18 protein-coding genes and 1 pseudogene are annotated in these 22,819 nt (G+C 71.0%); 4 read left to right on the top strand and 15 right to left on the bottom strand.

Going from position 1 to position 22,819, the window contains the following annotated elements; translation table 11 throughout:
- Nucleotides 1-10: 10 nt before the first annotated feature.
- The 12 genes from LJ657_RS04770 to LJ657_RS04715 form a co-directional block, all read right to left on the bottom strand.
- Nucleotides 11-1,117 (bottom strand): thiopeptide maturation pyridine synthase, encoded by a 1,107-nt coding sequence (locus tag LJ657_RS04770; protein WP_232646946.1) that lies wholly within the window; start codon nucleotides 1,115-1,117, stop codon nucleotides 11-13.
- Entirely contained in the window at nucleotides 1,114-3,516 is a 2,403-nt protein-coding gene (locus LJ657_RS04765) for a lantibiotic dehydratase (RefSeq protein WP_232646945.1), read from the bottom strand. The genes LJ657_RS04770 and LJ657_RS04765 overlap by 4 nt, the downstream gene beginning before the upstream one ends.
- A complete protein-coding gene (locus LJ657_RS04760) occupies nucleotides 3,513-5,366 on the bottom strand; it encodes a TOMM precursor leader peptide-binding protein (RefSeq protein ID WP_232646944.1) in 1,854 nt (617 codons plus the stop codon). Before LJ657_RS04760 ends, LJ657_RS04765 begins: the two co-directional genes overlap by 4 nt.
- A gap of 13 nt (nucleotides 5,367-5,379) precedes the next feature.
- On the bottom strand, nucleotides 5,380-6,798 hold the full coding sequence (locus tag LJ657_RS04755) for a nitroreductase family protein (protein WP_232646943.1): 1,419 nt from the start codon (nucleotides 6,796-6,798) through the stop codon (nucleotides 5,380-5,382).
- 4 nt (nucleotides 6,799-6,802) lie between these two features.
- Nucleotides 6,803-7,780, bottom strand: a complete 978-nt coding sequence (locus LJ657_RS04750; RefSeq protein ID WP_232646942.1) for a lantibiotic dehydratase C-terminal domain-containing protein — start codon at nucleotides 7,778-7,780, stop codon at nucleotides 6,803-6,805.
- Nucleotides 7,773-10,433: a lantibiotic dehydratase family protein gene (locus LJ657_RS04745; protein WP_232646941.1), complete on the bottom strand. Its 2,661-nt coding sequence runs from the start codon at nucleotides 10,431-10,433 to the stop codon at nucleotides 7,773-7,775. The genes LJ657_RS04750 and LJ657_RS04745 overlap by 8 nt, the downstream gene beginning before the upstream one ends.
- Nucleotides 10,433-12,013, bottom strand: a complete 1,581-nt coding sequence (locus LJ657_RS04740) for a SagB family peptide dehydrogenase (protein WP_232646940.1) — start codon at nucleotides 12,011-12,013, stop codon at nucleotides 10,433-10,435. Before LJ657_RS04740 ends, LJ657_RS04745 begins: the two co-directional genes overlap by 1 nt.
- Entirely contained in the window at nucleotides 12,010-13,659 is a 1,650-nt protein-coding gene (locus tag LJ657_RS04735) for a TOMM precursor leader peptide-binding protein (RefSeq protein WP_232646939.1), read from the bottom strand. The genes LJ657_RS04740 and LJ657_RS04735 overlap by 4 nt, the downstream gene beginning before the upstream one ends.
- Entirely contained in the window at nucleotides 13,652-15,634 is a 1,983-nt protein-coding gene (locus tag LJ657_RS04730) for a hypothetical protein (protein ID WP_232646938.1), read from the bottom strand. The genes LJ657_RS04735 and LJ657_RS04730 overlap by 8 nt, the downstream gene beginning before the upstream one ends.
- Nucleotides 15,635-15,754: 120 nt before the next feature.
- Nucleotides 15,755-15,922 carry a thiomuracin/GE37468 family thiazolyl RiPP peptide gene (locus tag LJ657_RS04725; RefSeq protein ID WP_232646937.1) on the bottom strand — a complete coding sequence of 56 codons (168 nt, stop codon included), beginning with the start codon at nucleotides 15,920-15,922 and terminating at the stop codon, nucleotides 15,755-15,757.
- 58 nt (nucleotides 15,923-15,980) lie between these two features.
- A complete protein-coding gene (locus tag LJ657_RS04720; protein WP_232646936.1) occupies nucleotides 15,981-16,148 on the bottom strand; it encodes a thiomuracin/GE37468 family thiazolyl RiPP peptide in 168 nt (55 codons plus the stop codon).
- A 60-nt stretch (nucleotides 16,149-16,208) separates the two neighbouring features.
- Nucleotides 16,209-17,273, bottom strand: a complete 1,065-nt coding sequence (locus LJ657_RS04715; RefSeq protein ID WP_232646935.1) for an LLM class flavin-dependent oxidoreductase — start codon at nucleotides 17,271-17,273, stop codon at nucleotides 16,209-16,211.
- A 531-nt stretch (nucleotides 17,274-17,804) separates the two neighbouring features.
- Here LJ657_RS04715 and LJ657_RS04710 point away from each other — a divergent pair.
- The 3 genes and pseudogenes from LJ657_RS04710 to LJ657_RS04700 form a co-directional block, all read left to right on the top strand.
- The gene (locus tag LJ657_RS04710) at nucleotides 17,805-19,844 is read left to right on the top strand and encodes a radical SAM protein (RefSeq protein ID WP_232646934.1); all 2,040 of its coding nucleotides are present in this window, start codon (nucleotides 17,805-17,807) and stop codon (nucleotides 19,842-19,844) included.
- Nucleotides 19,845-20,035: 191 nt separating this feature from the next.
- On the top strand, nucleotides 20,036-20,455 hold the full coding sequence (locus LJ657_RS04705; RefSeq protein WP_232646933.1) for a winged helix-turn-helix transcriptional regulator: 420 nt from the start codon (nucleotides 20,036-20,038) through the stop codon (nucleotides 20,453-20,455).
- 14 nt (nucleotides 20,456-20,469) lie between these two features.
- A pseudogene (locus LJ657_RS04700) lies at nucleotides 20,470-20,712 on the top strand (IS630 family transposase); the annotation flags it as partial.
- Between the two features lie 72 nt (nucleotides 20,713-20,784).
- On the opposite strand, the gene LJ657_RS04695 reads toward LJ657_RS04700, so the two are convergent.
- The 3 genes from LJ657_RS04695 to LJ657_RS04685 form a co-directional block, all read right to left on the bottom strand.
- Complete coding sequence (locus LJ657_RS04695) at nucleotides 20,785-21,162, bottom strand: nuclear transport factor 2 family protein (protein WP_232646932.1); 378 nt, start codon at nucleotides 21,160-21,162, stop codon at nucleotides 20,785-20,787.
- Between the two features lie 358 nt (nucleotides 21,163-21,520).
- Nucleotides 21,521-21,766, bottom strand: a complete 246-nt coding sequence (locus LJ657_RS04690) for a DUF2283 domain-containing protein (RefSeq protein ID WP_232646931.1) — start codon at nucleotides 21,764-21,766, stop codon at nucleotides 21,521-21,523.
- Nucleotides 21,767-21,913: 147 nt separating this feature from the next.
- Nucleotides 21,914-22,378, bottom strand: a complete 465-nt coding sequence (locus LJ657_RS04685) for a DUF6299 family protein (protein WP_232646930.1) — start codon at nucleotides 22,376-22,378, stop codon at nucleotides 21,914-21,916.
- Between the two features lie 225 nt (nucleotides 22,379-22,603).
- Between LJ657_RS04685 and LJ657_RS04680 the strand changes: the two genes are divergently transcribed.
- The gene (locus LJ657_RS04680; RefSeq protein WP_232646929.1) at nucleotides 22,604-22,813 is read left to right on the top strand and encodes a DUF5999 family protein; all 210 of its coding nucleotides are present in this window, start codon (nucleotides 22,604-22,606) and stop codon (nucleotides 22,811-22,813) included.
- The last annotated feature ends 6 nt before the right edge of the window (nucleotides 22,814-22,819 follow it).

Below are 22,819 nucleotides of genomic sequence, written 5' to 3'. Positions count from 1 at the left end.
CGTGGGCCGGTCACAGCCGGCCGCCGCTGTCGACGAAGCCGATCAGGTCTTCGATCCGGTCCATCGCGGTCACTCCGTGTACGTCCTCGACGGCGCGGGAGACGACGTGGCAGATCAGGTTGCGTTCCATCTCGCCGATGCCGAGCCGGTACATGTTGAGGTAGAGCCAATTGAGCACGACCCGGTACTGCTGGAAGGTGTTCCAGCCGCCCAGTTGGTCGGCCGCCGTCCGGTGGCCGCCCAGGACCCGGTGGAACTCGCTGCGGTCCGACCAGGCGCTCCAGGTCGAACCCCATGCCTCCGGCTCGCCGTTCATGTCGGTACTGAGCGCCAACTCGCCTGTCCCGATCAGCTCGTTGGCCCGATTGCGATAGCGGAGCAGGGTGTCGAGGAGCTCGCTGAACGGGACGACGTCGTGGTAGTCCGCCGCCCCGGTGATCTCGACGACCCGCTGCCGGAAGGTACCGGCGTTGGCGTCGTAGACCTGGTCGAAGCGTGCGCGCAGACCGTCGGGCATCTTGGCCAGGAAGGCGTCGGCGTGTCCGCGGTAGGACATGTAGCCGTAGGTCACCGGCGGCAGGAAGCGGTTCGCCGCCCCGATGAACAGGTCCACCGCGAGCGCCATCTTCGAGCCCCCGCCACGGATCCAGCCGAGGATGTCGAACACGAGGTCGTTGGTGTCGACGTAGTAGTCGGCGAGCAGGTCCGCCGCGGCCGGTCCGCCGAGCACGTACTGGCGCCGGTCGTAGGGCTCGGTCTCGACGGTGTTGTTGGGCGCCCAGGGGGTCAGCGGCCCGCGTTCGCACTCCACCTCGGCCAGCCGGACGTGCTCGGCGTGAGCTGCCTGCTCGTCGAGGAGGACGGTCGACGGATGCGCCCGCAGGTACGTCTCCAGCACGTCGGCCACGGCCGGTGCGACGACCTCGTCGAAGACCTCGGCACCCGCCTGGATCGGGATACGCACATGCGGCCCGCGCCGCCAGTGCGGCTGGTAGTACACCCTGGCCGCCGAAGGGGCCACGGCCGTGACGAAGGGGCGTACCGCGTCGAGCAGCAGATCGGTGCGGTCGCCGTCGTGGTGGAACACGTTCACGGTGCGCCACACGGACTCTGTCATTCCTGGTCTCCTCGGCAGTCGAGTTCGATGACGTATTCGGTCACTCTCGGCACGCCCTGGTGGTCGAGGAGAGCGGCCTCGGGCTTCGGTGTGACCTCCTGGAACACCGCCGCGGCGGCCGGATCCCCGGCCAGCCGCTCGAAGGCCAGGACGAGGGGCGGCGATCCGATGTCGACGTACATCGGTTTGCGGCTGCGGTCGCCCGCGAACGAACCGGCCGGGACCGCGCCCATGCGCAGCACGGACACGAAGAACCTCGGCGGGAGGCCGTGCCCGGTCAGCCAGGTCGTCAGCGTGAGCAGGAAGTCCGCGTCGGACTGGCCGGCCGCGCGGCGCGGGAGCGTTCCCGGCTGCGCCACCCAGGTGGCCCGCCGGAGCACCACCTGCCCGATGCTCAGCCGCGGCGCGTGCAGGACGCGGCCCTGTCCGCTCCCGGCGCTCGCGTCGTGCTGCAGCGGCTGGTCGGGGCGCAGCAGCAGGGGATTCTCGCCGAACGCCTCGATCAGCAGCGCCATGACCGGCGGGAGCTGCCGCTCGTAGGACAGTCCGCCGTGCACCGGGCGGACGACCGAGCCGCCGTCGAACAGGGCGGGCAGTCCGTCGCCGTCCAGGCCGACCGTCAGCCGGGCGGGCGGCGGGTAGTCGAGCCGGTACGGCAGGGCTGCCTCGCGCTGGTTGAGCGAGGTGGCGAGAGTCTGGGTGAACTCCGCGTACGTCGGCGTGCCCGGGTACACCGCATCGACCGGGAGCGGGTCGTCCGCGACGTAGCGCAGCAGTCGGCGCACCTGTGAACGGGCCCGGCCGAACCCGGAGTTCACCGCGTTGACGACCAACTCCTCGCCGTCGCGCTGGGCGTACACGGCGACCGAGCCGACCGGGCGCACCCAGGGCGGCAGCGCGTCGAGGACCTGCTCGATCCGCTGCCGGTCCGGCAGCGCGCGCCGGATCTCGGCGACCAGGTCCACCAGGTGGCGCACCTCCGCGATCGGGCTGGCCGCCAGGGTTGCGGTCAGCCCGGTCATGTCGAAGGCGACCGCGGCGGGGTGCAGCCGCCTGGCCTCATGGCCGTCGCGGACGAGTTCGGAGTAGAACCGGTCGAACGGCACCGTCGCCTGCGCGCCGAAGCGCTCCCGGATGAACGCGGCGACCGCCAGTCTGAACGGCAGCGTGTGGTCGAAGACCGCGAGCAGCCGGCAGGCGAGAGCCAGGTCGTCCAGTGCGTCCTGCCAGGACGGCAGCCCCGCCTCGACCAGGACTCCGGGGACGACCGACTGCTCGGTCACCACGTCCCGCAGCCTGCCCGTGATGCCGACGGCCCGCAGCCGTTCGTGGAGCGCCGCCCCGAGCACGACCCGGTCGGCTCCCTTGGCGCTCCCGTACGTGCGCAACTCCTCCCGGACCGGGGCCAGTTCGGGAACCCGTTCGGCCAGCTGCCGCAGCGGGTCGATGCCGTGGTCGTCGAAGTCCGGCTGGAGCAGGAGCAGTCCGCTCGCCACGAGTGAGCGCAGATATCCGGACGCCTGCTCGGGCGGCGCGGGAAGGCCCGCCGCCAGCGCGGCGAGGGTCGGCCGGGCGGCGGCGGCCCGCAGGCAGTGCCGCAGCGGCGGTGTCAGCGGCAGGGTGAGGAGGTCCTCCGCCGGTGCCGGGCCGAGGTACCGGACGATGTCGGCCTCCAGCCGCGCACTGGGGTTGATCCGGACCGTCGCCCCGGACAACCTGTCGGCCAGGGGGGTGAGGACCGACAGGTCGAGTTCGACGATCGACCGCGCCCCCTCGGTCGCGGTCCAGCGCAGGGCCGGCCCGTCCGGAACGAACCGGCCGAGGCCGCTGGCGGTGAACGTGCTGAACGGGCTGGTCTTGACGGCGGCGCGGGCGACGTAGAGGGCCAGCCGGATCAGTTCCTGCCGACCGGGTCTGCGCCCGAGCACCTCGTGCAGGGTGGGACTGGCATGGGCGAGGCCCTGGTCGAACCGGGGATCCGCGCTGATCTCGCGCAGGCCGGCGTCGATGGACCGGGACGCCTCGGCCAGCACGGTCGGCAACTGCGCACGGTCGTCGCGATAGCGCCCCAGCCTGCGGCCGAACTCGGCTATGTCCGCGGCGAGTTCGTCACCGAGGGAAGCGGCGACCCTCGGGTCGGCGAGCAGCCGGTCGGGGTCACGCTGCTGGTGGACGGAGCGGCGCAGTGCCACCAGCCTGGGTTTGGCCCCGGGGTCGCCGAGCGCGCCGATCACGTCGTGGCAGCGGTCGGACAGTCCCGCGGCGGCGGCCGTCAGCTCGGCCGCGGTACCGGCCAGCGCGAGCAGCTCGCTCCGCAGGCGGTGGTCGACGAGCCGGTCGACCACGTCCGCGGGCAGGCCCGCGACGCGTACTCCGAAGGTGGTGGCGTGGCTGGTCATGGGAACGGGTGGGGGTGGGGGTTGAGGTCGGTGTCGGTCAGCGGGCGCGGCGCGTGGCCGAGCCGGTGGGGCACCTCCCGCAGCCGCGGCAGCCCGGTGGTCCGCCGGTTGCGGTGGCCGAAGGTCATGGACAGTGCACCGGGCGCGATCACCTTCACGCAGTGCAGGTCGGCGGCTTCGTGCAGGGGCGAGCTCTGGTCGACGACCACGACGTCCATGCCGCCCGCCAGCATCCGGTCGACGGCCTCGGTCAGGTCGTCCCGCAGGTCGGTGTGGAGCGGCCACGGGCTGCGGGCGATCACCTCGTCCCAGCCGGTCATGCGGTCGCCGTCGAGCAGGAACGAGAAGCGGTCGAACGCCTCCGGTGTCGCGGCGCACAGCGCGTGGTCGGTCATGACCCGCACCAGTTCGGGGTCGGCGGCCATCCGCCTGGCCCGTTCGGCTTCGGCCGGGTACCTGGTCAGCTCCTGTTCGACGATGGGTGCCAGTTCACCGAGGGCGGTGAGCACGGCGGCGACCGGGTCCAGCGCCGAGCCGCTGGTGCAGACGGCCTTCGGCCGCCTCTCGTCACCGGTGGTGTCCTGCGCGAGCACCCAGAACGCGCGGATCCCCTCGGTCAGGGTGATGTCGAAGGCCCGCACCCGGTAGCCGTGGCGTTCGATGCGTTCCGCGACGAGCCGGATGCGCGGATCCGGTGCGCGGGCGAGGTCCACCTCGGGCACGGGCAGCCTGGCGTACCAGGTCATCAGGAACGCGTCGCGCTCGACGACCTCCAGGATCCCGTGCAGGACCGCTTCCTCGATGCAGCCGCCGAGCGCGCAGCCGTTGGAGATCTCGAAGGTGAACGGCTTGTCCGCCCGGGTGCCCGGCTGCAACGGCATCCGGTAGTACGCGTGGGTCTCCGGCACGAGCACCGGCCGGGCCCGGCCGAACGAGTACGCCCACACCCAGGACACCTCGGCGTCCTCGGTGAACGGCTGGTACGGGCAGTCCGGCTCCAGGTAGCGCTCCGGGGCGAGCAGGCCGAGGGTACGCGGGTCCAGGGCGTCCTCGGCCAGTTCCGCGTAACTGCCGCGCACGGTGGTCCGCTTGCCCCAGGGCCACTGGCCGCCGAGCCGTTCCAGTGCCTCGGCGACCGCGGTGGCCCGGCTCGACGCGAAGTCACGGGTGCGCCCGAACCCCGCCTCGCCCCGGTAGCCGTACTCGGCCAGGACCGCTTCGGTCAGCGGGACCATCGAGTCGCGCATGCCACGGGGCGGGGCGACCACACCGGTCTCGGCGTCCACGTAGAGCCGGGTCAGCCGGGACTCGGAGAGTTCGCGGATCCTGCTGGAGCGGGCCCGGGGCTTGGGCCGGGCGAGGGGCACGATCTCGGCTCGTGCGGCCGTGTCGTCGGGCAGCGCGCCGCAGACCGCACACAGCGGGTCCGGGAGGAACGTGTGCCGGGTCAGCGACAGGTCGCGCAGGTCGAGGTACCAGCAGCGGTCCCCGGCGACGCCCGACCGCAGCACGTCGCACACGGCCTCGGCGGCGAAGCCGGACAGCCAGGCGGAGGGCCGGGTCGCGATCCTCTCGTCCTCGCGCAACTCGCCCGTCCAGGGCGCCCGTTCGGGCGCGCTGGAGCGCCATTTCTGCAGGCACCAGACGCAGCCGGGCTCGCCGGGCCGGACCACCGGGCCGATCACGGCCCGGTCGAGTTCGGTCCACACCGGCAGCCAGGGCTCGCCCCGGTCCTGCGCCGCGGTCCAGTCGCCGGTGTCCCAGCCGTCGCGCGCCACCACCAGCATCGACGGCGGGCGCCGGGCGATGGCGTCGGCCAGCAGGCCGTCGCCGAGTACGGTGTCGCTCACGAGCCGTTCCCTCTCACCAGGTCAGCCGGAACTCGGGGCGCGGCCCGGCGGGGTGCTCGGTGCCGAACTGCGCCACCAGCAGGCTCCGCTTGCGCCCGTCCAGGCCGAACCAGCCGTCCAGCAGGTGCGTGAGCACGTCGTTCTGGATCCGGCCCGCCACCTCGGCGGCCGCTGCGGCGAGGCAGGCCCGGTGCAGTGCGGCACCGGCCGCCGCCTGCTGCACGCGGTACCAGCGGGAACCGAACCGCTCCTCGGCCGCCTCGGCGTCCCCCACCGGCAGCAGCCATATGTTCGCCGTGCGGGCACCCTGCTGGGTCAGCGCGGCAAGGGAGGCTTCGCGCAGCACCTGGCGGGGGTTGCCGCCCTCACCGACGGGTTCCAGCTGGTGCTCGTCGGGCAGGTAGCGGTAGGCGCCGTCCGGGACCCCGGGCACGTCGGCGATGACGCAGTAGAACTCGACCAGGTTCGCCGGGAGGTCCCAGCGCACCGGCCGGCCGTAGGCGGTGAGGATCGCGGCCAGCGTGCCGATCGGCATGCTCGCGCCGCTGAAGCCGCGCATGGCCGCACGACGGTTCCGCGTTCCGGCCCGCAGGTCCGCCTCCGCATGCGGCAGGCTGATCCGTTCGGTCTCCCCAGGGGGCGCGGACGGCAGCGGCTGCGGGGCTGGGCGGCTCTCGGTGAGCACGGCCGCATGTGCTGCGAAGGCGCGTGGGAAGGCGGACAGCGCAGGGCCCTCGAACGCGGCGGGCACCGGTGCGACCAGCTCGACGACCGCGTGCACCCCTTCGCTGCGAGGGTCGAGCCCCAGCAGCTCGGTGAGGTCGGCGTCGGGGAAGCACAGCCGGGCCGTGGCGTCCTCGTCGGCGGCGGCCACCAGCGCCTGGGCCACCTGGATCCCGGCCTCCAGGCAGGCGAGGCGGTAGTACATCTCGCCGTACTTGGCGGCCAGCCGCCAGAACACATTGGTCTGGACGAGGATCGTCGTGGCCGGCCGGGACGCCGCCCAGCTCCGGTGGTCGCCCGAACGCAGCCGCACCAGGTCGTGCCGGGCCGGGTCGTAGTAGTAGACGCCGGCGGGCACCTCCGAGTCGGGCCCGGCGATCACGTACCACTCGGCGCTGTACCGGGCGCCCCCCGACGGCGTCGGACGGCGGGTCACCAGCCACTGCAGCGGATCGTCGTCCGGGATGGCCTCGAAGCTGTCGGTGAAGGGCAGCATGTCCAGCGGGGTCAGCCACTGGGCCCGGGTGATGCCGCCGAGTTCGGCGAGCTGCCTGCCGAGCCGGTGCTCGGACTTCTCGGGGGGCCATGGCAGCGGGTGCCGCGGTGCGCCCGGGTAGCTCTTGACCACCCGGGGCGGGTACGCCTCCGGGTTCGCCACCTCGGTCGGCGTGTGCACGTTCTCGTGGTAGCGGGTCGCCTCGTTGCTCATGGGGTCACACACCGCACAGGTCGAAGGCGGTCCTGGTCAGGAGCAGCCGCAGGTGGGATTCCTGGGCCAGGCTGATGCCCAGCCGGTTGCACATCAGGTGCATGCACCGTTCCACGATCAGCTGCGGGACCAGGTGGTTGATGTGCTGCAGCACATCGGCGGGAGCCTCGAAGTCGGGGTAGGCGTCCAGCTGACCCAGCAACTCCAGTTCGACCAGGGTGTCGTTGGCCTCCCGCACGGTCTTCAGCCAGTTGCTCGCCACCGACGAGTCCGGCAGCGCCACCCCCCTGGTCGCCGCCCACACCGTCTCCAGGCCGGCGCGCAGCTGGGCCTTGTTGGCGTCGAAGTACCGCTCGAAGTCCGACGATTCCAGCAGCTGGGCAGCGGAGCCGCCGCTCTCGACCATGAACCGTGCCTGGTAGGCGAGTTCGGGCAGGATGCCGGTGAAGACCGTACGGTTGGCGGCCATCATGGCGAAGGCGTCCATGGCGCGCTGTCCCGGGGTCCGGCCGCGGGCGATCAGTTCGACCGCCAGGGCGCTTGCGGCCATGAACTGCTTCTCGACGGCCTCCAGTGCGCGGCCGCTGCCGAACACAGAGGTCTCGGGCACGTAGTCGATGAACGCGACCGAGTTGTCCGGGTGCAGCACCGTGTCGTAGTCGGTCATCTGCTCCAGCGCGGCGAGTGCGGCGGCGGACTCGGTGTAGCCCTGCTCGGTCAGTTCGGACCGCGACGGCGACGTGCGGTAGAACTCCGCGGCCGTCGCCTCGATGGCCGAACGGACCTCCTGGGCCTGCTCCGGGCGGGCGCGCACCCGCAGCCGGACGTGCGGGCCGCCCTCCCAGTAGCGGAGGAAGAAGAAGCCATCGGCCAGCCCGGCCCGGCCCAGTCGTTCGACGACGGGCCTGACGACGCCGACGATCACGGCGTCCTGGTCACCGTGGTAGAAGAGGTGGGCGCTGACCCAACTGTGCTCAGACATATGTGACTCCGGGCTCGTTCAGTTCCACGATGTACTCCGCCACGTGCTCGCCGCGGACCTGGCCGGGGTCCGGCAGCATCTCGCTGATCTGCACGATCGCGTCGGGTTCGGCGAGTCGGCGTTCCAGGCCGAGCAGCAGCAGCGTGCTCGCGAAGTCCACGTAGTTCGGTTTGGTGTCGTTGCTCGGCCCCTGCCTGTTCTCGCCCTGGCCGAGAAAGGCCGGGTCGAGCACGGTGACGAAGCACCGCTCGGGGATGCCGTGTTCGGCCAGCCAGGCGGCCGTTCTCAGCATCCAGGCCGCACCGGTCTCGGCATCGGCCCGCCGGGGCAGCCGGTCCGCGCGGGTCATCCACATGGCGCGGCGCAGCACCACGCCGCCCACCATCAGCCGCGGCAGGTGGCGTACGCCGTCGTCCGCCCGCGGGTCCGAGGTCATCCTCAGCTCGGTGTGCGCACCGAACCAGGTGTTGGACTCGCCGAACGCCTCGATCATGAAGCGGGCGGCGGGCGGCAGCAGCCGGTCGGCGCCGAGACCCGGGTGCACCGGGCATATCCGCCTGCCCAGCCGCCGCGACACCAGCGCGAGCAACCCGTCGTCACCGCTGTGCACATAGAGGTCGTTGACCGGTACCCGGTCGTCGTCCGTGCGCGTGCTGCGGACACCGGGGTAGTCGACGACCAGCCCCACGCCCGGCTTGCGGACGTTGACGGCGGAGCGGGCCACGGCCTCGAACTCGGCGAAGAACATGTCGCCGTGGTGCACGGCCGGCCCCGGTTCGTCCGGGACGTCGGCGTGCAGATCGAGCACGTCCAGGATCTGCCGTACCCGGTTGCGGCCGCGGCCGAAGCCGCAACCGATGCTGTTGACCACCAGTTCCAGCCCGCGCACGGCGTCGGCGAGCTGGCAGTAGACCGCGAGCGAGGTCGGTGTGCGGACCCAGTCCGGCCATTCCTTGGCCAGCGTCCGCACCTCCTCGGGGTCGACGCGGACCACGCCGTCCCCGTCGGGCCTCCGCTCGCCCAGCAGCCGCTTGACGGCGGTGCGCAGACGGTGCAGCTCGCGCACGGCCCCGACCGGGCTGTCCGCGGCGGCGAACCGGCTGTGCGCGAGGAGCGCCCCCTGCCCGGCCGGGCCCGAGGCGGCGCCGGCGGACTGCTCGGCCAGCACGTCCCGGTAGAACACCAGCAGCGGGATCTGCGCGCCGGCCGGGTAGCGGCTGCGGAACATCTCGCTGAGCGTGAGCTTGAACGGCAGATCGGGACCGATCAGGCCGAGCAGGGTACGCACCGCGTCCAGGTCGTCCAGCAGCGGCCGCCAGCCCGCCCGGTCCAGCACGGCCGTCGTTCCGGGGTGCACGGCGTTCTCGTAGAAGCTGTACCGGGCGAACTCCTGGGCCATCTTCGGGCTGTGGGCGTGGGCGTGGTCGCCCACCTCGCGCAGTGCCGTGTCCAGTCCGCGGACGACGGCTTCGCGGACGGCGACGCGGTCGCCGGGTTCGGTGACCGCCGGGTAGCTCGACAGGGCCTCGGCCACCCCCAGCAGGGTCCGGTCCAGCCGTTCCAGGCCGGGCTGCCGGCGCTGCCGCAGCCAGGCACGCAGGTCGCCGACCGGGTCCGCGGACTGGTCGGCGAGCGGCGGGACCAGTTCCAGCAGGCCCAGCGTCACCAGCCGGCGCAGGAACACGTCGACCTGGTTCCCGTCCGCGGCCAGGGCCAGGAGCTCGCCGCGCAGGTCGTCGAAGGTGCTCTGGCCCGTGGTCAGTTCCAGCACGCGGCGCAGGGTCGGGGTGAGCGCGAGGGTGTGCACGTACTCCCCCGGCCGACGGCCCAGGAACAGCAGGGCGCCGTCCAGGGCCGTGGCGCTGGGGTTGATCCGGATCCGGCAGCCGCCGACCAGCTCGGGGCGTTCGCAGACCGCGCGCGCGATCCGGTGCAGCGATCCGACGCTTGCCTCGGTCGCGGTCACCGCGGTGAGCTGCCCCCCGGCCGGTCGCCCGGCCGGCTGGACGAGGTCCTCGGCCCGGCCCCAGGCGGCCAGGCCGCTGCTGGTGAACGTGGAGTACGGGCTGGTCTTCGCCGCGGAACGGGCCAGGTACTGCGCCAGGCGCAGCACGGTCTGGCGTTGCGGGGCACGACCGGTGTCGAACCACTTCCGCAGGGCCAGGAACATGTCCGGGTTGGCGTGCACGAGACCGAGCTGGAACGCGGGCAGCCGGGCCGCGGCGAGCAGGGACTCGTAGCTCGCGGCCCAGTCCTGTTCGAGCTGCTCCGGCAGTGCCGCGAGCAGGCGGTCGCGTTCGTCGAGCCGCGCCGTCCACTCCCGTACCGGGCCGGCCAGTTCGGCGGGGAGGCCGGCCAGCCGTTCCGGGCCGACGCGCCGACCCCGGTGCACTGCCCTGCGCACCGCGACGAGCCTGGCCTTGAGCTCGCCGTCGCCGGTGGCGCCGACCGCCGCGTGCAGCAGGTCCGACAGCTCGCCGGCCGCCACGGCGATCGCGGCGCGCAGCGGTACCAGGCTGGTGGCGGTGCGCCAGCTCCGCGCGCAGCGCAGTCCTTCCAGCGCGGCGAGCGGGCTGCCGGCGAGGCGGACCACGGCGGCCGGAGCGAGCACGTACTGCGCCGGCTCGGGGCCGGCTTCCTGCGACCTGTCCATCACTGAGCCCCCTCCGGTTCGACGGGCACGATCACGCGACCGCCCGGGCCGGTCCTGGCCAACAGGATCTGGAAGACCGGGGCGTGGCGTTGTTCGGTGAGTCCGAGCGCCGCGCGCACTCCGTCGGCGTGGTAGGCGTTGACGATCCGGCCGGAGACTCCCTGCGCGGCGGCCGCGACGCACACGCGGTGCGCGAGCAGTCCGGCCTCCTGGTTGAGCACCCGGTAGCCGCGGTCGCCGAAGGTGTCGAACGCCCAGTCGCGGTCGACGACGAGATGGACGACGGCGTTCATGTTCCGGAAGACCGGTCCGGGGATGGTGACGCGTTCGATCGCGGTGAGGGCGTCCGTGCCGCCCTGCCCTGTGTCGGGGGTCGCCGGGCGGACCGGGTGCAGCGCGCCGGTGCCCTGGTCGAGCCGGTAGCAGCCCGCGGGTATGCCGGTGAGATCCCCGACGGTCAGGAAGATCTCCACCGGCACCGGCGCACCCGCCGGGACGGCATCGCTGCTGACCCCGGTGCGGACCCGGGCCAGCCGTGCCCACAGTTCGGCTCCGTCGACCTGCGAGGCGACCGGCCGGAAGATCCCGGGACCGGAATCGCGGGCCCGCAGCACCTGCGCCAGGTCCACTTCCGGAGCGGCCGTCCGGGGCGGGGCCAGCGGTTCGGCTGCGGGCAGCGCGGGCGCGGCCGGTTCGGCCGTCGCGAAACCCCCGGTGTCGGTGCGGAGGGACGCGCGGTTGACCGCCGTCAGCGTCGGACATGCCTGCGCGACCCGCAGTCCGCTGCGGACCACGTACGGCTCGATCGGTTCGATGGTCCCGGCCAGTGCCGCCGCCGTTTCCGCCACCTCCCGGCGCCGGATTCCAGGGTCGGCACCGGCGAGGTGCAGCGGCAGGACCACGAGCGCCGGCTCCTCGTCGGGGTCGAGCCCGAGCAGCTTGTTGACCGGCTCGTCGACGAACTGGTGGTGCACATGGGCCCGCAGGCCCATGGACCGCGCCACCAGGTCGAGGTTCCCGGTGAGCAGACCGGCCTCCTGGGTGCACAGCCGGTAGGCGTAGTCGCGGTAGATGTAGGCGGCCTTGGAGAACAGCCCGGAGAGGACGAGTACGGCCTGAGGCGGCGCACCCGTGCTTCCGGTCGCCCTGGCCAGCAGCTCCCGGTGGTCCCCGGCGCGCAGCCGCACCAGCGAGTGGTGCGGGGCGTCGTAGTGGTGGACGCCCTCGGCCAGGCACACGTACAGCTGGACGGCGAACAGGCAGCGCGCCGACGCGACCATCCGGTGGTAGGGCCAGGTCCCGTTGGTGTCGAACTCCTGCCGGGAGATGCCGTAGCCGTAGCGCAGCAACGTGGAGAGTGCCTGTTCGTCGAGCGCCTCGACCCCGGTCAGCCGCCGGTGCACCCTGGTCGTCAGCGGGCGCCGGGGCAGGCCCCGGTAGATCTTGAACTTCAGCGGCTCGTCCGGGTTGGCGTACTCCGACTGCCGGGTCTCCATCGCCTCGGCGAGGTCCTCCAGGCTGACCCGCAGGAACTCCCGGCCCACGCGGGCCTCGTGCTCGATCACGGCTGCCCCGGTCACGGGAAGGGATGCGGGTGCGGGTTGCGCACCTCGGGCAGCCTGGGCAGCCCGGTCACCCGCCGGGCCGTGTGTCCGAAGGTCATCGGCACCGACCCCGGTGCCATCACCTTGACGCATGTGAAGCCTCCAGCTGTCTGTTCCATGGAGGTGGTGTCGACGGCGACGACGTCCATGCCGGCCGCCGCGAAACGCCGGACGCACTCGTCGAGATCCGCGCCGATGTCGGCGTTGACCGGCCACGGCCGGCGTTCGGGTCCCTGCTGCCAGGTCGATGTCACCGGGTCGTCGAGCAGGAACGAGTACCGGTCGAAACTGGCCGGATCGGCCGCGCAGAGCAGGTGGTCGGCCATCGACACGACCTCGTCCGGGTGGCCGGCCAGATGCCGGGCGCGCTCGCTCCAGCCCGGATCGAGCGCGAGGATCGTCACGTACTCGACGGTCTGGCTCAGCTCGTGCAGCGCGGCCAGGATCGCCTCGGCCGGGCGCAGTCCGCTGCCGCCGGTCGACACGGCCCTGGGCCGGCCGGTCCCGGTGACGTCCTCGGCCAGCGTCCAGAACGACGGGATCCCGTGCTCCCGCGTGGAGTCGAACACGTGCACCCGGTACCCCTGGCGCTCGATGCGCTCGGCCACCAGCGGGATACGGCGATCGGGCGCCGTGGCGAGGTCGATGCGGGGCAGGGGGATCTGCCCGTACCAGGCCATCAGGAAGGCGTCGCGTTCGGCGACCTCGAGGACGCCGTGCAGCACGGCCTCCTCGTAGCAGCCCCCGAGCGCGAACCCGCTGGAGATCTCGCAGGCGAACCTGCGCTCACCGGCGGGCATCGGCGACCGGTGGTAGACGAAGCTCTCCGGCACCAGCACCGGCCGGCCGCGGCCGAAGGAGTACCCCCACACCCAGTCGGTCACCGCGTCCTCGGTGAACGGCCGGTAGGGGAAGTCCGGGGTCAGGAACCGGTCGTCGGGATACAGGCCGAGCGAGCGCGGATCGATCGCGGCACCGGCCACGTCGGCGTAACCGGCCCTGACGCCGGTCCGCCTGGCCGGCGCGTACGCGGCGAGCCGTTCGAGCGACTCGGCCACCGCGATGGACCACGCGGAGGCGAAGTCCCGGGTGCGGCCGTAACCGGCCGGCTCCTTCGGGGCACCGGGTACGGCCATGACGGCCCCGGTGAACGGAAAGGCGTGCTGGGTGTAGGAGGTGACCGAGGGGATCAGGCCGCTCTGCTCGTCGACGTAGGCCTCCCGGAGTGCGCCCTGGTCCAGCGGGCGGACGCGGCTCGACTCCGGCGACAGCTTCGGCCGTGCCTCCCGGACGGGCCTCGCCGCCTGCTCGGTGTCGGCCGGCAGCACCGAACACGCCGGACAGTGCGGATCGTTGAGGAAACCGTGGCGGGACAGCGCGAGCGTGGCCGTGTCGACGATCCAGAACCGCTGGGCCCCGGGCCTGGCCGCGGCCAGTTGGGCGACGGTGTCGGCCAGGAAGCTCGGCAGCTCCCGGTCCGGCGCCACGGCCGCCATCTCGGCGGCGCGTTCGGTGGAGGCCGACGCGGCACGACGCGTGCGCAGGCACTCCGGACAGCCCGGCGCCCACGGTCCCACGACCACCTGATGTGGTTCGCGGAGCACCTGCGGCTGGTCAGCCATGGACGACCACGGCACGCACCACGAACGGACAGGCCCGGGCCACGGAGGCATCGTGGTCAAGCGGGACCGCGACCACCCGGCCGCCTTCCCGTGTCAGCCCGGCCACGACCTCTTCCAGGGTCGCCGAACGGGGCCGCGCCCCGGCCGCATCCTCGGCGGCGGGCCCACGCAGGGCCACGGGCAGCTCGGGCACGGGCGCCGGCGCGTAACCGGGCTGGTCCGTGACCCGGGCCTGGTAGGCGAGCAGGGTCCGCTCCAGCCCCTGCTCCAGCGCCACGCCCGCCTCCAGGTCGCTGACGTACGCGACCGTACCGGTCGGGGTGGTGAACGCGAACGTGGGCAGTCCGAGCAGGCCGGACAGATCGTGGACCTCGAAGGACTGCTCGACGATCCCCAGCAGCTTCAGGTAGCGCTCACCGCGCGGGGTCAGCTCCGCGGTGTCCATGTCCAGCCGCGGCAGTGGTCCGGCGGCGGCCGAAAGTGCCTCCGCGACGCGGTCGTTGGCCGCCGCCACCACCGCGGCGCGCACGGCGTCGGACCAGTCCGGCCCACTGGCCGCGGTCCGCGCGGGGAAGACCTCCGCGGCGTCGACCGTGACCTGTTCACCGGTCAGCACGTCCAGGCCGTACAGCCTCTCGCCCTTGCGGGAGTCGGCCATGACGGCCGCGTAGCGCTCGAACGCGTGCCGGACGGCCCGCTGGCGCGACTCGACCACGGTCTCGCCGCAACCGTGGACCGGGAAGGGACCACCGGCCAGGCCGACCGGGTCGGAGACCACGACCTCGCTGACGAACAGCGGCAGTTGCTCGTAGTCGCGCTCGGTGACCTCGGCGAACACACCGGTCCGCGGGTCGACGAAGTCCACCGCGCGCCGGGCCAGTTCGTCGTCGTCGACAGGAGCCGCGGCGGCCAGGGCGGTCAGCCGCGCCGGGTCGTCGGGAACCACGGGCCGGGCGAGTGGGTGCGGCAGAAACGCGTGCTTCGAGGTCTCCAGCGTCTCCAGGTCGAATCGCACCAGGTGAGCGGCCCCGCTGCCCTCGTCGATTCCGGTGAGATGGCGGAACGCCGCGAAGCACAGCTGGTTGGCGACCAGCGCGACGGTGGGTCCGCGCAGGAACTCGCTCGGGGCCACCTCGGGGTGGTCCCGCAGATCCGCGCCGGTCAGGTCCGATGTGAGTGCGGACAGTCGACGCCACGCCGAATCCCACGCGGTGGCCTCGTCGTCCTTGCCGATCACCGGGCCGACCCACGCCTCGTCACCCGCCACCAGCGCCTGCGCGAACGCGGCACCCGCGGTGATGGCGGCTGCGGGCAGCAGCCGGGCACGTTCGATCATGGGGCGGTCGGCGACGTGCAGCACCATGGTGGCGTCCGCAGTCAGCAGGTCGAGCGGCCGGGTGTCGGCCTCCAGGTACTCGATCCGCTGCTCCGGGTCCTGTTCACGGGACGCGGCCAGGTGCTCGTCGACGCGGTCGCGGTCGAAGGGCGACTCGGCGAACGGTGCGAGCCGTACCGTACGCACACCGGCGCGCAGCTGCGAGTTGACCAGGGCCTGCAGCAGGGGACCGGATCCGGTCAGCACGAGGGAGCTGTTGCGGTAGGTCTCGAAGCGCAATTCCGGCGAATCGGTGAAGTACTCGATGAAGGAGATGTTGGCCGCGTAGGTGGTGGCCAGCTCGCCGGACAGGGTGTGCGGACGGTCGTCCAACACATTTTTTACGTATCCCTTGCCCTGCAGGAGCAGAATCAGTTTCGCCAGCGCGCTGCGGCTGGATTCCGGCACGGCGGCGCACAGCTCGCCGAGTGTCCTGGTGCCGTCGAGCATCGGCGCGATCCGCTGGATGAATTCGTACGTCGACGCGCCCTTGAGTATTGACCCGCCCAGGTTGCTGCGAATGTACGCACCCTCCGGAACGCGCATGACGTAGACGTCACCGCGCAGTCGTGGCCGTATCCGCTCCACATCGACTCCCATGACCACCGCTTCTTTGCAAATTCATTGACAACTGGCCAGCAGGAAGGGCCGAGAGCCACCCGGTCCCTTTTGGTGAACACGCACCGGCTAGAGCACATGTGCCGAGAATTCAGCGCCCGATCAGGTGCAGGAGCAGCACGGGCAACAGCAGCAGCAGCTGCTCTGGCCCTTTGACGCGGACAGCTCCGTCAGGCCGTAACCGGCCGTCACCGACGCGGGCACCACCTCGCCCAGGTCCACCAGCTCGAAAGCGCTGTCATCCAGCACCAGGCTGTCGAAGTCCTCCATGTCTTTCACCTCCTTCGCCTGTCTCGTGCGGAGCACATGTGCCGGGGCAGGCCCCGGATCAGGTGCAGGAGCAGCAGGGGCAGCAGCAGCAGCAGCTGCTGGCGCCGCCGGAAGCGGACAGCTCCGTGAGGCCGTAGCCGGCCGTCACCGACTCGGGCACCACCTCGCCCAGGTCCACCAGCTCGAAGGCGCTGTCATCCAGCACCAGCTCGTCGAATCCCTCCATGTCTTTCACCTCCTTCCGGCGTACGGCCGATGCGGTCCCGATCGGGACCGGCACCGACGGTCAGAGTGCTTTCACCTCCGGCAGAACCCGGTCGCAGAAGAGCTCCAGGGTCTGCCGAGCTTCGGGGAGCGGCATCGCGCCGAAATCGACCTGCCACAGGATCTGGTCGACGCCGCCGATGTCCTCGTTGAAGGCGCGGATGCGGTCGATGACCGTGGCCGGCGATCCGACGATCGCACCGCCTTCGGTGTAGAGGTTCTTGGGCTGCATGCCGCGCAGCATCCAGCCGAACCCGGAGTAGCCGCGGTAGGCCGAAGACTGCCGCCTGTCCCAGGGGCTCACCGCTTCCGCCCATACGTCGAGGTAACGACGCAGGTAGGTCTCCGCGATCTCGGCCGCGCGCTCGTCGGTCTCGGCGACCACCAGCGGCAGGCTGGCCGAGACCCGGGGCCGCAGTTCCGAATCACCGTGCGCCGCCTGGAAGGCGTCGCGGTAGAGGGTCAGCTGGGCGCGGAACTCGTGCGGCGAGATCATCGGCGTGATCAGCAGCCCGAGCCCCTCCGTGCCCAGCCAGGTGAAGCTGTCCGGTGTGCGCACCGCGGCACCCCACATCGGCGGGTGCGGCTGCTGGGTGGGCCGCGGCAGTCCGGTCACGTCGCGGTAGGAGAAGAACGGCGTCTGCTCGCTGACCTTCTCCTCGGTCCAGATCCGCCGCACCGCCCGGATCGTCTCGCGGAATCGGTCGACGCTCTCGTCCATCTCCACACCCAGCGCGTCGAACTCGTCCGGCAGGTACGCCCGGGCGAACCCGACGTCGAGCCGGCCACCGCTGATCGCGTCCACCTGCGCGGCTTCCGCCGCCAACTGGATCGGATGGTGGAAGACCGGCAGGACGCATCCGGTGATCAACCTGACCGAGCTCGTCCGAGCGGCCACCGCGGACAGGAAACCCAGCGGGCTGGGGCAGTAACCGCCGTAGTGATGGAGATAGTGCTCGGTCATCTTGACCGAATCAAGGCCACCCGCCTCCGCCTGGACCGACAAGTCAAGCGCATCACTGAAATAGGTCTGCGGAGATTTCATCTCCGGCGTACAGTCAGGAAGAAAAGAAAGCCCGAAGCGCACCGATACCACACTCCATATATCCGCCGGATGAATTCTGGAGGTTCACTGCTCGAACACTGGGGCCGGTCGGCACGCCACCAGGTGTTTCGGCGCTGACGCTACATGGGGGCACGGGGGCCGTCAATTACGCTCCCGCATTTTTACGAAGCTCAAATAAAGCTCAAATCTGGCCGGGTATCCTCGGGGATACTTACGGTGCCTGGGGTGCGTTATTGACGTCAATGCGCGCCACTGGAAATGTTGGCGGCAATTGGCGGCCATTGACCGTGGCCTTGCATCGAGGGAACGGCAACGCAAAGCGGAGCCGATGCGCCCCGCACCGGAACGACCGACCACAACCCGGCCGGGCGGCGGTGCGGGCGGGCCGGCCGGACGGGGCGGACCGGCGGGGACGACTCCTTCCTCCTCATGCACGAAGCCGCGCCTCGGGCTCGTGCAGTCGATGTTGTGTTGTGTGCGGTCTCAACGGGCGCGCGAGGGTCGCTTGGGCGTCCGAAATATTCGTCTTGCTCGATTTATTTGGATGTGACTATGACCTCCGCCATCGAGACGAACGACGTCGCCCATACCGGGGCGCAGCCGCCGGTGCCCGACGGGCGGAAACCCGTCCAACTCGTCGAGTTCACCGCGATGCAGGGGGTCCGGTACAGCGTCACCCTCGGCTACCTCAAGGCGGCCGCGATCGCCGACCCCGTACTCGACGCGGCATGCGACTTCCGGATCAGCGTGCGCGAGCAGAGCGGCGGGGAGCAGGCGACGAAGGAACTGCTCGACACCTGGGACGAGCCGTTCGTCGTCGCACTGACGGTGTTCTTCTGGAACCGCGCCCAGTCCCTGGAGCTGGCCCGCCAGGTGAAGGAGCGCTGGCCGGACTGCCGCGTCGTCGTCGGCGGCAACGATGTCAGCTACCAGCAGGAGCCGCTGTTCGCCGAGGCGCCCTGGCTGGACGTGCTGGTGCACGGCGAGGGCGAACTGCGCTTCCGCGACCTGCTGCACGCCTTCCTGACCGACGGGGAGCTCGCCGCGATCCCCGGCATCAGCCACTGGCGCGACGGCGCCGTCGTCACCAACCCGGACGCGGACCGCATCACCGACCTCGACCAGGTCGTCTCGCCGATTCTCACCCCCGTGTACTCGGACGAGGAGATCACCGGCTCGTCCATGATCGTCTACGAGACCAACCGGGGCTGCCCGTACGGGTGCGCCTTCTGCTATTGGGGAGGCGCGACCAACTCCAAGGTCCGCCAATTCGACCTGGAGCGGATCTTCGCCGAGCTGGACCGGCTGATCCGGCTGATGCCCCAGGACGCGACGCTGTTCATCGCGGACGCGAACTTCGGCATCCTCGGCCGCGACCGGCAGATCGCCGAGCACATCGTGGAACTCAGCCGGCGGTACGGCAAGCGGCTGATCGTCAGCACCAACTGGGCGAAGAACGGCAACGAGCGCATCGTGGAGATCGCGAGCATGCTGCACGCCGCCGACCTGACCGGTGCGATCACACTGTCCGCGCAGTCCTTCGACGCGGACGTGCTGAAGATCGCCAACCGCGCCAACATCCGCACCGACCACTACCGCCGGCTGCTGTCCCGCTTCCGCGAACTCGACGTACCCACCTACACCGATCTCATCTGGGGCCTGCCCGGGGAGACGTTCGACAAGTACCTCAACGGCATCGAGGAGGTGCTGACCGCGGGCGGATCTCCGGTGATCTATCCGTTGCTGCTGCTGAACAACACCGAGTACTCGCGCGACTCCTTCCGGGACGAACACGCGTTGAGGACGCGCTGGATGCCCGCCGACATCACCAATCCCGAACTCGTCGCCGACGTGGTCGTGGAGCACGGGTGCATGACCGCCGACGAGTGGGTGCGGGGCATGGAGTTCAGGGTGTCCATGACGCTGTTCCAGAAGATCCTGCTGCGCTGCGCTCTCCGCGTCCTCCATACGACCACGGGCGTCCGCATGGTCGACCTGTGCCGGCAGCTGTGGTCGTTCCTGCTGGACGACTGTGCCGACCCGTTCATGCGTGCCGTGGCGCGCGATGTCTCCGCCGTCTACCGGGACCCGTCCTCCCTGGACATGGCGATGCTGAAGACGGTCATGGGCAACCGGGCCATCGTGCCCGAAGAGGTGCACTACCAGGCGTTGTTGTGCCGCGCCGTGCGCACCGGGCGTGCCACCGCGGACCTGCTCGACGCGGCGGTCGACCACCTGTGCACCTGGCTGGCCGGCACCGGGTTCGAGGTCGACCGCGTCCTGGTCGACGGTGCGCTGACCCTTGACATCGCGACGACGACGATCCTGCGCGCGAGTCTGCACGGGGAGCTCTCCGAGACGGACTTCGCCGTCCCGAGGCGGGGCTGGGACCTGCTCGTCGCTTCCGGGGACGTGCCGTCGAGCCTCGACACCGGCAACCAGGGGAGCATCGTGCGCGGCACGGTGTGGGCGCCGCCGCGCTGGGTCCACTTCCCGATCAGTGTCTACGCGCTGTCCATCTGGCACGGTACCGGCCGGCCGCTGTACGACCTGCTGTTCGCTCTGCCCGACGAACTGCCGGCCGTCGCGTGACCCGTGCGCACCCGCCGGGCCCTGTCACCTGGGGTGCCACCCCTTATTGACACCTTTTTGTCTGGACAACATCATGAACACATCACATGCGCCACCTGACCAGGGTGCATCATGCGCACTACGCGCAGCCCGAGATGATTCATCTCCGTCTCAAGGCGGCTGCTGCGCCCCATGGATATCGAGGGGGGACCATGACCACCGAACGCCCCGCCTACAGCCCCGACAGCACCTGCCGCGCCATCATCGACCAGATCAGCGACAAGTGGTCGATGACCGTCATGGCGGTCCTGGACGAGCCGAGGCGGTTCAATGAGATCAAGCGCCACATCGACGGCGTGACCCACCGGGTCCTGACCCAGACCCTTCGTCGCCTGGAGCGCAACGGGATGATCACACGCCGAGTGCTGCCGACCTCACCGGTCGGGGTCGAGTACTCCCTCACTCCACTCGGCGAATCTCTGAGGGAACCGTTCAACCGGTTGCACGCCTGGACCGTCGCCAACACAGACCAGATCCGGGCGCACCAGATGGCATACGACCGGCGGGCGCACTGCTGCCCGGACCAGGACTCCTCAGTGCCACACCGGCCGCGGGGACCGGAACCCGCCTGATCCGGCGACGGGCGACCTACGCATCCTGGGCCAACCGGATCGAGACCCGCTTCGGGCCGCTGCGGCAGTTCACCCTGGCCAACTCCCACCACCGCAGCCACCCCGCGCAAACCCGGGCCCTGCACCGCTACCCGCGCTGGCGCAACGCCGACGCCCGCCGCCCCGACGTACTTGCCGCCCAATGCACGGAACGCGCCCGCATCCGCAGTGAGAAGGGCATCCGCTGGGGCGGACGCCCCCTCGACGCCGCGGCCTGACCGACCGCGAACCGCAGCCCCGGAATGCCGGAAGGGACAAGTTCACGAGAAGGACAGCGGCAGAAGGACGACTCAGAAGGCGGATGGCCCGATCTCCCCCGCAAAGACGATGACCTGGTCGATGAGGCTCCGCCGCAGATGGACGACGTCCGTTCCCGCCAGGCGGGGGCCTCCATCCGGCGTGGTGAAGACCCACTGGTACCGGGCCCACTCGTCAGGCATGTCCACCGCTGAGCAGCGCACCATCGTGCCGGTCCCCGCCGGGTGGCGCCGGATGTCCAGCACGAACCGCTCGACCTCCGCGATTCCTTCGCTGCGACCCAACGGCCCCCAGAAGACCACGTCTGAGGTCAGGGCCTGGGAGAGCAGGGCAGTCACATAGCCGTCGTCCGAGGCGTTGAACGCGGAGATGAACGTGTCGATCGCGGAGCGTGCCGTCTCTTCCTGCATCCCCCAGTAATACCAGCCGTTGCGCGTGCGCTCGTCCCGCGAGCCGCCTTCCGATCACGGTGGACCATCCCGGTCACAGCACGATTGGCGTATGGAGCCGAAAGGGCATCCCTCAGCAGTGGGAGCCCTCTGGGACTTTTCTGACTTCCGGCCCCATCAACTGGCCCGAACGTGAAACAGATGAAAGGTCATTCGCTCAGGTCAACGACCATCAGCCACCCATCGCGGCAGGTCACCGCGTTCACTGGTCTCTTCCGGGACATCTGAAGGACGGGTGCCGCCGCACCGCCTCCGACCTGCGTGGCCGCGGGCGTGGCGGGAGGACGGCTGCACCGCCTTCAGGTCGATCGTCGATGGTTCATCCGGTATCCGTGTCCGGCCGCTCCGCGTTGTCGAGCAGATACCGGGGCACCTTCGAACGAGCCGCCATCACCTCTGCACCGGTCAGTCGGCCGTCCTCGTCGAGGTCGAGGTTGATCATGCCGCCCACCTCGACGGGATCGCAGGGATACATGCGCGCGACCGCAGGCTCCGATCCCGGTTCGGCGAAGGAGATGTACGCCGCGTTCGCCTGCCCGTCGTACGTCACCTTGACGTCCGCCATGATCACTTCGCTTTCCGGAGCCGGTTGAGTAGGCCTGACCGACGTCGGTCATGACCGTGTCACGCAGTATCTTGCCGTTGCGCGACCCATCCGTAGAGTGCCGGACGCGTGTGCGCCGCCGGGTCCGGCGGCGCACACAGGCGGCGGTCAGGCCTTGGTCAGGGTGACCTCGTGCCGCTCGTCGGCGTGGATGCGGGGCAGCGGCAGGATGCCCTCGAAGCGGAGTTCCGCGACCGTGGCCTCGACACTGACCTTGCCGGGGCCGATGGCCGGCGACGGTCTGCTCGTGTTCTCCCAGCGGTGTGTCGCACCGTCGCACACTGCGACCGTGCCACCGATGCCCTGGACCAGGGTCGAGGTGCCGTGGGTCGCGGAGGATTTCGTGGTGCTCACGGAGGAGCTGACGAAGGCCGCGCCCCCGCCGCCCGTGCAGCGGTAGGTGCCGGTGAGGGTGACGGTGCCGTCCGCGGAGATCTGGCCTGTCGGGTCGACGGTCACCGTCTCTTCCAGATCCGCGGCCCTGTACGGCGCCGCGGCCGCCGACACGGCGGGAGCGGCGAGCAGGAGCAGGGCGGCACCGGCGGCGAGAGCCAGGGCGGGGCGCTTGGGCATGGGAAACCTCCTGTAGGTGGGGCTTCCACTGGTACCCGGAGGGCGCGTCCCCGGCCGTGACCGTCACCCACTCGGTGGCGAGTCCGCACCGACGGTCCTGGGACCGTCCTGGTGTTGTCCGCGTGTTGTCACGCTTCACGCCCGGCCGTTCCGATGAGTTCGCGGCGGGAGCATGGTCTGTCCACAGGGACCGGCGGACGGTCCCGACCGACGTGGAGGTGCGCCATGTGTTCCCACCAGTCTTCGTGCCCTTCCTTCGACGGCAGCTCCTTCGACGGCAGCGCCGTGCACGTCGTCGCCGCCCACCCCGAGCAGGGCTGGAGCCTGCGGTGCGACGGCGCGATCGTGTTCGACGACAGCGGCGAGCTGACGCCCGACGGCAGGGCCGTCGCGCCGCACCGGGCGCCGGCGGAACGAATGGCCGTCGCCGCCTGATCGGAC

It is taken from the genome of Streptomyces guryensis, from assembly GCF_021261325.1.
Lineage (GTDB): Bacteria > Actinomycetota > Actinomycetes > Streptomycetales > Streptomycetaceae > Streptomyces > Streptomyces guryensis.
The sequence above is the reverse complement of the archived record's forward strand: the minus strand, read 5'-3'. Positions and strand labels throughout refer to the sequence as shown.